General features: G+C 64.9%; 7 protein-coding genes and 1 pseudogene. 3 read left to right on the top strand and 5 right to left on the bottom strand.

Annotated elements, in window-relative coordinates; all coding sequences use genetic code 11:
• The 3 genes from RJQ10_RS13165 to RJQ10_RS13175 all read left to right on the top strand — a co-directional run.
• On the top strand, positions 1-319 hold a 319-nt coding region (locus RJQ10_RS13165; protein ID WP_350147322.1), incomplete at its 5' end, for a succinylglutamate desuccinylase/aspartoacylase family protein.
• 170 nt (positions 320-489) lie between these two features.
• Positions 490-2157: an energy-dependent translational throttle protein EttA gene (gene ettA, locus RJQ10_RS13170; RefSeq protein WP_350147324.1), complete on the top strand. Its 1668-nt coding sequence runs from the start codon at positions 490-492 to the stop codon at positions 2155-2157.
• A 92-nt stretch (positions 2158-2249) separates the two neighbouring features.
• Positions 2250-2615 carry a PilZ domain-containing protein gene (locus RJQ10_RS13175; RefSeq protein ID WP_350147326.1) on the top strand — a complete coding sequence of 122 codons (366 nt, stop codon included), beginning with the start codon at positions 2250-2252 and terminating at the stop codon, positions 2613-2615.
• A 37-nt stretch (positions 2616-2652) separates the two neighbouring features.
• Here RJQ10_RS13175 and RJQ10_RS13180 read toward each other — a convergent pair whose 3' ends face one another.
• The 5 genes and pseudogenes from RJQ10_RS13180 to RJQ10_RS13200 all read right to left on the bottom strand — a co-directional run.
• A complete protein-coding gene (locus tag RJQ10_RS13180; RefSeq protein WP_350147328.1) occupies positions 2653-3693 on the bottom strand; it encodes an FHA domain-containing protein in 1041 nt (346 codons plus the stop codon).
• Between the two features lie 13 nt (positions 3694-3706).
• A complete protein-coding gene (locus tag RJQ10_RS13185) occupies positions 3707-4774 on the bottom strand; it encodes a PP2C family protein-serine/threonine phosphatase (RefSeq protein WP_350147330.1) in 1068 nt (355 codons plus the stop codon).
• On the bottom strand, positions 4771-6060 hold the full coding sequence (locus RJQ10_RS13190; RefSeq protein ID WP_350147332.1) for a multiheme c-type cytochrome: 1290 nt from the start codon (positions 6058-6060) through the stop codon (positions 4771-4773). The genes RJQ10_RS13185 and RJQ10_RS13190 overlap by 4 nt, the downstream gene beginning before the upstream one ends.
• The gene (locus RJQ10_RS13195; RefSeq protein WP_350147334.1) at positions 6042-9782 is read right to left on the bottom strand and encodes a hypothetical protein; all 3741 of its coding nucleotides are present in this window, start codon (positions 9780-9782) and stop codon (positions 6042-6044) included. Before RJQ10_RS13195 ends, RJQ10_RS13190 begins: the two co-directional genes overlap by 19 nt.
• A 9-nt stretch (positions 9783-9791) precedes the next feature.
• Positions 9792-10365, bottom strand: a pseudogene (locus RJQ10_RS13200) (hypothetical protein); the annotation flags it as partial.

Below are 10365 nucleotides of genomic sequence, written 5' to 3' on the forward strand. Positions count from 1 at the left end.
CACCCACTGGATCCGCGCCCCGGAGAGCGGCATCCTGCGGGTACTGGTCCCCCTGGGGGCGGAAGTGGACAAGGGCCAGACCATCGCCTTCATCGCCGACCCGATGGGTACCAGCGAAACTGATGTGGTCTCCGATTCCCACGGCATCGTGGTCGGGCGCACCAACCTGCCGCTGGCCTACGAGGGCGATGCGCTGTTCCACATCGCGGAGATCGGCTCCAAGGCCAACTGGGAGGTGGGCGAGTTCCACGAGGCCCACGAGCCGGACGCCTCGGAGCTGGATCCGGATGATTTGAGTTCGGCGCCGATTGCGGATTGACGAAGCTACGCCGGGACCAGACCGTGACTGCGGATAGGCACGGCGCGGGGCAGCGGAGGCGTGGTATGCACTTCGATCGACGCGCGGGCGGCTAACAGCAGCCGCTGAAGCCGCGCCCTATTCCTGCTAGAATCCGCCCACATTTTCACCAGCACAGGCATCATCCCCAGATGGCACAGTACGTCTACACCATGAATCGCGTCGGCAAGGTCGTGCCGCCGAAAAAGAAAATCCTCGAAGACATCTCCCTGTCGTTTTTCCCCGGCGCCAAGATCGGCGTGCTGGGCCTCAACGGCTCGGGCAAGTCCACCCTGCTGCGGATCATGGCCGGGATCGACACGGACATCCTCGGTGAAGCGCGGCCCCAGCCGGGGATCAAGATCGGTTACCTGCCGCAGGAGCCGCAGCTGAATCCGGACAAGGATGTGCGCGGCAATGTCGAGGAGGGTTTGCAGGAGGCCATTGACGCGCTGGCGGGGCTGGACAAGGTCTACGCCGCCTATGCCGAGCCCGATGCGGATTTTGACGCGCTGGCCAAGGAGCAGGCACGGCTGGAGGACATCATCCAGGCCACGGATGCCCACAACCTGGAGCACAAGCTGGAGGTAGCGGCGGATGCGCTGCGCCTGCCGCCCTGGGAGGCGGACGTCAACACCCTGTCGGGAGGCGAGCGGCGCCGGGTGGCGCTGTGTCGGCTGCTGCTGTCGGCGCCGGACATGCTGCTGCTGGACGAACCCACCAACCACCTCGACGCGGAGAGTGTGGCCTGGCTGGAGAAGTTCCTGCACGACTTCCCCGGTACGGTAGTCGCAATTACCCACGACCGCTACTTCCTCGACAACGCCGCCGGCTGGATCCTGGAGCTGGACCGCGGCCGCGGCATCCCCTACGAGGGCAATTATTCCGATTGGCTGGCCGCCAAGGAAGCCCGCCTTGAACAGGAAAAGCGCACCGAGGCCTCGCACCAGAAAGCCATCAAGTCGGAGCTGGAGTGGGTACGCAGCAATCCCAAGGGGCGCCAGGCCAAGAGCAAGGCCCGCCTGCAGCGCTTTGATGAGCTGCAGTCCCAGGAATTCCAGGCCCGCAACGAGACCAACGAGATCTACATCCCGCCGGGACCACGGCTGGGGGACAAGGTCATCGAAGTCCACAATCTGAAGAAGACCTTTGGCGACCGGCTGCTGTTCGACAATGTCAGCTTCACCGTGCCCAAGGGCAGTATCGTCGGCATCATCGGTGCCAACGGCATGGGCAAGTCCACCCTGTTCAAGATGCTGATGGGCAACGAGCGGGCCGATGGCGGCGAAGTGGTGGTAGGCGAGACCGTGCAACTGGGTTACGTCGACCAGTCCCGGGACGACCTCGATGGCAGCAAGACGGTGTGGGAGGAAGTCTCCGGTAGCCAGGACATCATCCGCATCGGCAACTACGAGGTGAACTCGCGCTCCTATGTTGGCCGCTTCAACTTCAAGGGTTCGGACCAGCAAAAGTTCGTCAAGGACCTGTCCGGCGGCGAGCGCAACCGCCTGCATCTGGCGAAACTGCTGAAACAGGGGGCGAACGTGCTGCTGCTGGACGAGCCCACCAACGACCTTGACGTGGAAACCCTGCGCGCCCTGGAAGAGGCCCTGCTCACCTTCCCCGGCAGCGCCTTGGTCATCTCCCACGACCGCTGGTTCCTGGACCGTATCGCCACCCACATTCTCGCCTACGAGGACGACGGCAGCGTGGTGTTCCATGAAGGCAACTTCAGCGATTATGAAGAGGACCGTAAAACACGCCTGGGCGCGGCGGCTGCCCAGCCACACCGGGTAAAATACCGCAAGCTCAAGACCTGAGCGGCGCACCGATACCGGGCTGGGGGGCTGTCTCGCAAAGCGCGCGAGGCGGCGCTATCATGCCCGGGAACACTGACTGACTGAGAAGACCGATGCCCGAATCCCGCAGTGAACACCAGGATTTCACCTATGTCCCCATTGACCTGCCGGTGGAAGTCCACCAGGGCGGCAGTGTCTGGCACCAGCGCCTGATCGACCTCTCCCTGGGCGGCGCCGCCACCGATCAACCGGATGTCTGGGACGCGCAGTACAACGAACCCTTCACCCTGCTGATCCAGACGGGCGCGCCGGAGCCGCTGGAGCTGCACGCCTGGCTGCAGAGCGTGGACAACGGCCGCCTGGGCTTTAGCGTCGAGCATGTGGATCGGGAGAACATCGAGCCCCTGCGGGCCCTGTTGCAGGCCCACCTGGAGAATCCCGATGTCCTCGATCTGGAGATGCAGCGGCTGGAGGACTAGCCCCGTGAGCGGCGCTCCGCCCCGCTGCGCCGCGAGCCTAGAGTAAGAAGTAGCCCGCAACCGCCGCCGCGATAACCACGACCACTGCGCCAATAACCAGCGGCAACTTTGACCCGCCCGGCTTCGCACCACCCGGGCTGCCGGTACCCGTCGCGGCATGCTTGCCGACAGGGGCGGCCGCACTGCCTGATGCCGGCGCGTCGACACTGCCCCGGAATACCAGATTGACACTCCCCAGGCGAATCTGGTCACCATCGGCAAGATACGCAGTGAGGCGTTTCTCCCCGTTCACGAATATGCCATTGGCGGACACCAGGTTGACCAGGCGCCAGCGCCCACCCTGGTGAATCAGCTGCGCGTGGCGGGCCGAGACGCTGGGCTCATCAAGCATGATCTCGCAACTGTCTTCGCGGCCTATTTCCCACACATCCGGGTCGCCACTGGTGCCCGGCTCCAGCTCCATGACATCCGCAGCGCTGCCATCGCGGACCACGATAAGATGGGGCAGGTCCGAGGAGCGCCCGACATCCGCCGCGGCAGACTCTTCCAGGGATTCCATGGACAGGAACTGGGTGTGTTCCCCGGTGCCTCCCTCTGTCCAGCTGCCCGGCAGGTCGGGACTGACCGCCGCAGGCTGCGGTGGAGCGGCGGCGGGCGGCGGAGCGGCGGGGGGCGGTTCCGGGGCAGGCGGTGGCGCGGCCTCTGGCTCCAGTGGCGCCACTACGGTGGCGTCATCGCCCAGGGGACTGACCACCGTTGCGTCACCGTCGTCCGCGGGGGGCGCCAGCCCGGCTATCACCACCCGGAACTTGTATTTGTCGAACTGGACGTCGTCACCGTTCTTGAGCTCAACCGCACCGACCAGACGCAACCCGTTGACCAGGGTACCGTTGGCAGAGCCCATATCCTCCAGCAGTATCCGCGTGCCCTCGACCCGGATCGCCGCATGGTTGCGGGATACGCGGGGATCGGCAATGGTAATTTCGCATTCGTCGGTGCGCCCGACGCGCATTTCGCCGCTCAGGACATGCTCCGCACCGTCCGGCGCGACCAGGGTGGCACTAAAATCAGCCGTCATACCTCAAACTCCCTCAAGCCCCACCGATGGGACCGAATACATACCATGCCGCCGCGGCGGACAGTGCCAGCAGGGCAACGAGTGCGAGGCCCATGATGCGCTGGCGTCGCCTTTTTGCCGGCAGTTCCAGGGCAACCCGGCGCAACTTGGCCATTTCATCCGCCGACATCATCTGGGTGACCTCGGGGGACCTGGGTGCGACACGCGCCCGCCTGGGAGCCGCCGTGCGGGGCCCTGCATCGTCTGCAACCGGCAGGCCTGGCTGCACCAGCTCCGGTAAACCGTGGTAATCGCCGGAGGCGGGATCATACCGCCAGACCACATTGGGGTCGACCGCTGCGCCGGTTTCAGTTGCGGAATCCTGGCCGACCCACTGCACCAGAACCACGGTGACGTTGTCGCGGCCACCATTTTGCACAGCCGCCTGCACCAGTTCATGGCAGCGCTTCTCCAGGGGCTCATCCAGGGACAGGATTGCCGCGAGGCGGTCACAATCCACAACATCACTGAGACCGTCGCTGCAAAGCACCAGGATATCACCGGCCTTGAGATGACCACCGTTGCTGCCAACGCGCAGTTTGTCCTCGTCCTGCAGGCCGATGGCCTGGACGATGACATTCTTGCGCGGGTGGTGGCGGGCTTCGGCGAAGGTAATCTGCCCTTTTTCCAGCAGCGCCTCGACGTAGGAGTGGTCCCGGGTAAGCAATTTCAACTGCCCGTCCCAGAGGTATGCTCGGCTGTCCCCTACCCAGGCCAGCTCATACCGGGCGCCGTCGAACTGCACAGCAACCACGGTGGTTGCCATGCCAGCCTTGCCGCGGCCAGCGGCAACGGCATCGCGCACTTCCAGATTGGCCCTGCGGATGGCGGACTCAAGGTCACCGAGACGATGCACGTCCCGCGCCAGCACCTCGCAGGTCACCTGGCTGGCCACCTCGCCGGCCTGATGACCTCCCACCCCATCCGCAACGACCATCAGGCCCAGCGCATCGTCACAGAAGAACGCGTCTTCATTGTGCTCGCGCCGGCCAACGTCAGTATCGCCGCAAACCTGCCAGCGGGCGTCGGACCGTTGCGTCATAGGGCTCCCATCAGTTGCCTTGCCAGCACCGCAAACTGCTGCGGTACAAAGCGATTTTCATCCTCGACGGTATTGTACAGCGCGTCGAGTCGCGATTTCAGGCGCTCCGCATCACCCAGCGCGAGAGACAGGGTCTCAACCGCCAGAAATGCCTGTTCCGCGGCGGTGAAGTGACGGAAGCGCTCCGCAGCGGACTGGGCCAGCAGTTCCCGGCGCAGCAGGCGCTGCTGCTCGGGACCGTAGCTGCCCTTGCCGAGGCGTTCCACCAGCGGTCCGAGGCGGGCGTGCAGGACCCGGGCAGCGCTCACCACCCGCTCCCGGGATTGCCGGGAAGCCTGGTGCAGGGCATCCAGATCCCGGCGCAGGCCGGCGACATCACCGGGCGACAGGGTTTCCAGCACCGCCAGCAGGACCACCAGGCTGGCGTCATTCAGGCGCACGGTGCCCGGCGGCAGCTGATCGGGCTCCGCTGACCAGCGCAGGTCGTCCATGGGATGGTGGCAGGCGTGGCACTGGAAGAATGAGAGCTCCGGGACCAGACCGGGCTGTGTAAACCAGTCCTCCTGCAACAACTCCAGGGTGTGCATGCCGGTCACCGCGAGGCCCGCCAGCCACATGTTGACTGAAGCAATATAGGGCTTGCGCTCGCGATAGTCGGCATCCGCCTCGTAGTGGGCCGGCTGGTTGACGGTGAAGGTCTCCAGCTCAAACGCCAGCCGCGGGTGGCCGGCGCCCATGATCTCGTGGGTGGCGAACTTGTCCTTGGTTCCCAGGTGGCAGGACAGGCAAAGCCGCGCCCGGGCCATTGGGTCCTCGGTCGGGTACATGCCCCTGGCAAGGTTGTCGGCATGGCTGGTATCGGCTTCGGCATGGGACTCCAGCCAGCGCCCGCTACCGCCGTGGCAGGCCTCGCAGCCGACGCCATCGGATATCTGGAAGCGCCGACCGCGGGCCTCCGTCGGCACATTGTCCGCATGACAATCGAGACAGATCTTCGCTCCCTGGGCGCTGGGCAAGCCCAGCTTGGCCGCAATGGCCTGGGACTGGGCAGTCTGCAGGGTCCGGTAGGCCCGGGAGTGGTAATCCTGGCGCAACCAGATCCGGTACTCATTCAGCCACACAGTGGACGCCGGATCCGCGCTGACCTTGCCGTGGCAGACGCTGGTGGCGCAGCTGGCAACACCCTCATGGATGTCGCGCCCTTCCTCCGGCAAAGACTGGGCCAGGACATTGCCTGCGGCAATCCCCAGCAGCAGCGCCAGTGCTGTCAGTTTTCTACGAACCATGGCTTGCCATCTTTGTCAGTGAAGAGTTTGCGCATCTCGTCCAGATTCAGCGGCCGCGCGCCGATGCGCCCGAACACGGCTACCTGACCGCCGGTTTCGTCCACCCCGCGGTCCCGCTCCAGGCCACGGCTCAGGGACAGCGCCGGGGAACTGGTCGGGTAGCTGGCAATCAGCTCCGGCGCGGGTTCCGGCGAGAAGCCGTAGAACTTGGGCTGGCTGGAGGGCGAGGTCAGCTGGATCACCTTGAGGCCACCGGCACCGTCCGCCACATAGGCGAACAGGGAGGCATTGGTGGATCCGACCGCGACATCGTGGGCATCCACCAGGCCCTCACTGAAGGTCTGCAGCAGGCGCATTTTGTCTGGCCGGGTGATATCGACAATGGCCACACCGTCGCGGCCCGCCGCCACATAGGCATAGGTGCGCGCCAGATGCATCCGCCGCGCCTGTCCCAGGGGGATGGTGTTGTCCGCCACCAGGCTTGGCGCCTCGGGGTTGGTGACATCGATCGTCTTGAGGCCGTCGGCGTCGGTGACAAACAGGTAGCGGAACTGCAGGGCCACGGAGTGGCCGCGATTGAGCGGCACCACAGTGACCAGCCGCGGCTGCAGGGGTTGCTCGAGGCTCACCACCACCAGGCCGGCATCGGCAACGATGTAGGCGTAGTAGCCGCCCAGCACCATATGCCGGGCCCCCTTGAGCACCCCGTTCTCGTTCCAGGTGAGGTCGCGCTCGAGGAAGTTGTTGCGCGGTTCGCCGTCTGACAGGGTGTTGACGTCAGTGAGGATCAGGCCCTCCGCGGCATCGGTGACCAGCACGTAGTTGTAGATCGGGTGGAAGGGTTGTTCCAGGTTCACATCCCGCATCAGCTCACCCTGGTTGCGATCGGGGTGGATGGGCTGGTTGGTGGGCAGCACAACGCAGGTCGCGTTGGCACTGGGTATGCGGGTGTCGTGGCCCAGGGGGCTGAAGGGAGCGGTGATGACCCGCTGGGAAATACCCTTGTTGGCGATCCCGGCGATATCGTACACACGCATGCCCTTGTCACCCTCGGCGACAAAGAGGTACTCGCCGCGATGCTGGACGCAGGAGGCAGGCCCGCTGCTGTGCGGATAGCCGTGCAGGAGTTGCCTCTGGTTGGCCTGGTGCTCGGCAAACCAGTCCGGGTAGGCATAGCGGTGGAGGTAGGAGCCAATCACCGCCTGGGGCTCGTCCCACTCGGTCACCTGCACACCGGTAACGTGCTCCTCGCCGCCGACCCAGGCGTAGTAACCCACCAGGTTGACGAAGCCGGTCCCGTACATCAGCAGCTGGGCCATGATGGCGTTGTTGTCGTTGTTCTTCGACAGGTGACAGTCTTCGCAGTCCTTGGTCTCCGTCTTGCGCACGGTGTGGGCGAAGTGCGGGTTGAAGGCCTGGGAACTATAGCCACTGGCGGCGATGGGCGGCTGCTGGATATAGATCTTTTCGCGGTTGGCATTGGTCGAGGACAGCACCAGCGCCGAGGTCGAGCGTACCGGGGCGATCTTGCCGCCCTTGGCGGCTTCGCGACGACCGAGCAGGAACATCTGATCCCGGGACACCTGCGGATTGTAGGTGGCCCAGTTGCGCGAGTAGCCGCCCTCGTAGTGCTTGCGCTCGGTCTTGTAGTTGGCCTCAATCGGCAAGTGGCAGCCGGCGCAGCTGGTGGTCCAGGACGTATGGCAGGTATAGCACTCCATGTCCTCGTCGCTGTGGGCGAGGTTGTCGCTGGCCACTTCCAGGCCGTAGCCCTGCTCCGCCGTGTCCCGGCTCATGAGCTTGGCCCGGGCCGCCTTCTCGTTGTAGCCGGGGTGACTCGGGTCCACCGTATCCTTGACCAGGCTCATCTCCCACTCCAGGTCGGGGTTGAGTACCGAGCGCTGGACCAGGGTGTTGCCGTTCCACTCGAAGCGCAGGCGACCGTCCGGGTTGCGGATGGCGCCGAGGTCCGTGCCGCCTTCCAGGGCGGCGGGGCCCGAGGTGAACAGGTTGGGGTAGGCCTTGGCCGAGCCGTGACAGTCCTTGCAGTCAATCTCCACCGCTGCGGCCACCTCACCGTAGATGTGGCCGTTGCCGTGGGCGTCCTGGGCAAAGTGGCAGTCGACGCAGTGCATGCCCTTGTCCAGGTGGATGGAGGACATGTGCACCGCTTTCTTGAACTTGTCGGGATCGGTGTCCTCGACCACGTCACCCTCCGCGTCCAGCAGGTTGCCCGTGCGGTCGCGCTTGAATACGGCGCGGAAATTCCAGCCGTGGCCGTGATAGTCGGCGAACTGGGTGTCGGTCAGCGTGGGGTTGAGCTCGGAGACTTTCTCCAGGAAATCCACGTCCGCCCACTTGCCCCGCGGCGCAGCGGCCTCGGGGTTGCGCGACAGCACATCGACCTGCTCCTCGTGGGTCGGGTAGACCTGCTTTTCCGGCCACATGGAGGGCGCGTCGGACTCGTAGTCCCACATGGTGTAGCCGAGGAAGCTGTTGACGAACATGTTCGGCTGGTGCATGTGGCAGGACATGCACTGGGCGGTGGGAATGGCGCGGGTAAAGGCGTGCCGCAGCGGGTGCCCCTTGCGGTCCTTGGGTATGGTGGGGTCAAGGGTCTGGGATTTGCCGGTGTGGCCGTACTGTGCGTACTGGGCGGAATGGCGCGGGTCGCGGTCATTGGCATAGACCACGTGGCAGGACGCACAGCCGGATGAGCGGAAGTCACCGGGCTGGTCATTGGTGCCCAGGAACCAGGTATGGGGGTCGTTCAGGCGGGTCTTGGTGATATTGATGACCGGCACCGAAATCCTCGCCCCCGTGCCCGGGCCCCGATTGGACTGGCGGAAATCGGGGCGGCCCGGTTCCTCGATCCGCTGCAGCTGGCCGAGGGCGTTGGGCAGGCCCGTCTCCGGAAACAGGTTGGTGATATTGCGGCCACCGCGCTCAAACACGCGGAAGATGTCCCCGGGCTTGATCGTCTCCCAGGCCGGCAGCGGATACAGCGCCGGCAGGATGCTCTGCATGGTCATCTCCGCGGTGGGCTGGACCGGGCCGGGAATCATTGCCGGCTCCCCTTCGCGGGTATAGCCCTCCCCCAGGATGTAGCGCTTGTAGGGCAGGATGCCGTTGTTGTAGGCGGCCCCGCCCCAGAGCATGGCCGAGGTAGCCATCAGGCTGCGCTCCGCTGCCTCAATGATGGGCAGGTGGCAGGCGCCGCAGGCCTCGCGGGCTATGCGGTAGTCGGAGGGGTTGATGAAGCGGGTGAACTCCGGGCTTTCCTTGTTCAGCAGGGTGTAGGTACGCTCGGGATTGGCACTGGAGGGGTAGTGCCAGGACTCCGGGTAGCGCGGCAGTACGTGGGCCTGTTCCATGATGGCGAGGTACGCCGGGTCCTCGATCCCGTCGCCGCTGCTGCGCCGCACATCGGCATTGCCGCCATGGCAGTCGGTGCAGCCCAGCTTGACCGCCGGGTTGGCGTGCATCGTTTTCTCGTCGGTCGCCGTGTGGCAGGTAACACAGCCTGCGGACTTGGCCTCCATCTGCTCGCTGCTCTGGCTGACGGGCGCGTTGGGCGCTGTCACGTAGACGCGCTCCACCGCTTCCTCGCCTCCTGCGGCATTGACCAGGCTCACAGGCAGCGCCAACAACCCCGCCATCAGGCCCGCGGCCCACCAGTGAATGGGTTTGCCGTTCCGTCGAGTGTGATCAGGTGTGCTCATAGCGGCCACTCAGAATGTCAGTATTACGTTGCACAAAAGGGAGTAAGGGTCTTCGTCCCCATACAGGTCTTTATAGCCCTGGCCAGACAGCAGTTGCGCGTAGGACAGGCGTACCACCACGTTCTGGCTCATGAACGGACGCCAGATCAGCGCCGCAGACAGATCCATGCCGATTTCGCTGTCGACGTTGGCCTGCTGCCGCGCCACCTCCAGCACCTCGGTTTCCGCGAAGGCCAGATAATTGGCATTGAAGGACAGGCGCAGCTCGGGCAGCAAGTCAAGGTCCACGCCACCTCCCAGCAGGAAGACCCCCGGGTTGGTAAAGTTGGACTGGCCGTGCTCCTTGGAGGAGCGCAGGGAGTTCAGCACCCCGTTGCGCTGGGACAGCGCCACCCGGCCGCCACCGATCAGCGGCAGGCCCTGGCGAATGTAGTAGCTGGTATCGGCGCCGGCAAATTGCGGGTTTTCGAAGATGGCGTCGAAACCGGTGCTCTTGCCGTCGAAGGGATCATCGTCACCACTGCCGTAGAGTAAAGACAGGCGGGGACGAATCCAGTCGAAGTCCATGGACGCCTCGGCGGCG

Source organism: Haliea sp. (assembly GCF_040222615.1).
Taxonomy (GTDB): domain Bacteria; phylum Pseudomonadota; class Gammaproteobacteria; order Pseudomonadales; family Halieaceae; genus Haliea.

Excerpts from the sequence above, each read along its gene's own strand:
- RJQ10_RS13195 (WP_350147334.1), bottom strand. The coding sequence starts at position 9,782 with ATGAGCACACCTGATCACACTCGACGGAACGGCAAACCCATTCACTGG.
- ettA (WP_350147324.1), top strand. The coding sequence starts at position 490 with ATGGCACAGTACGTCTACACCATGAATCGCGTCGGCAAGGTCGTGCCG.
- RJQ10_RS13185 (WP_350147330.1), bottom strand. The coding sequence starts at position 4,774 with ATGACGCAACGGTCCGACGCCCGCTGGCAGGTTTGCGGCGATACTGAC.
- RJQ10_RS13175 (WP_350147326.1), top strand. The coding sequence starts at position 2,250 with ATGCCCGAATCCCGCAGTGAACACCAGGATTTCACCTATGTCCCCATT.
- RJQ10_RS13190 (WP_350147332.1), bottom strand. The coding sequence starts at position 6,060 with ATGGTTCGTAGAAAACTGACAGCACTGGCGCTGCTGCTGGGGATTGCC.
- RJQ10_RS13180 (WP_350147328.1), bottom strand. The coding sequence starts at position 3,693 with ATGACGGCTGATTTTAGTGCCACCCTGGTCGCGCCGGACGGTGCGGAG.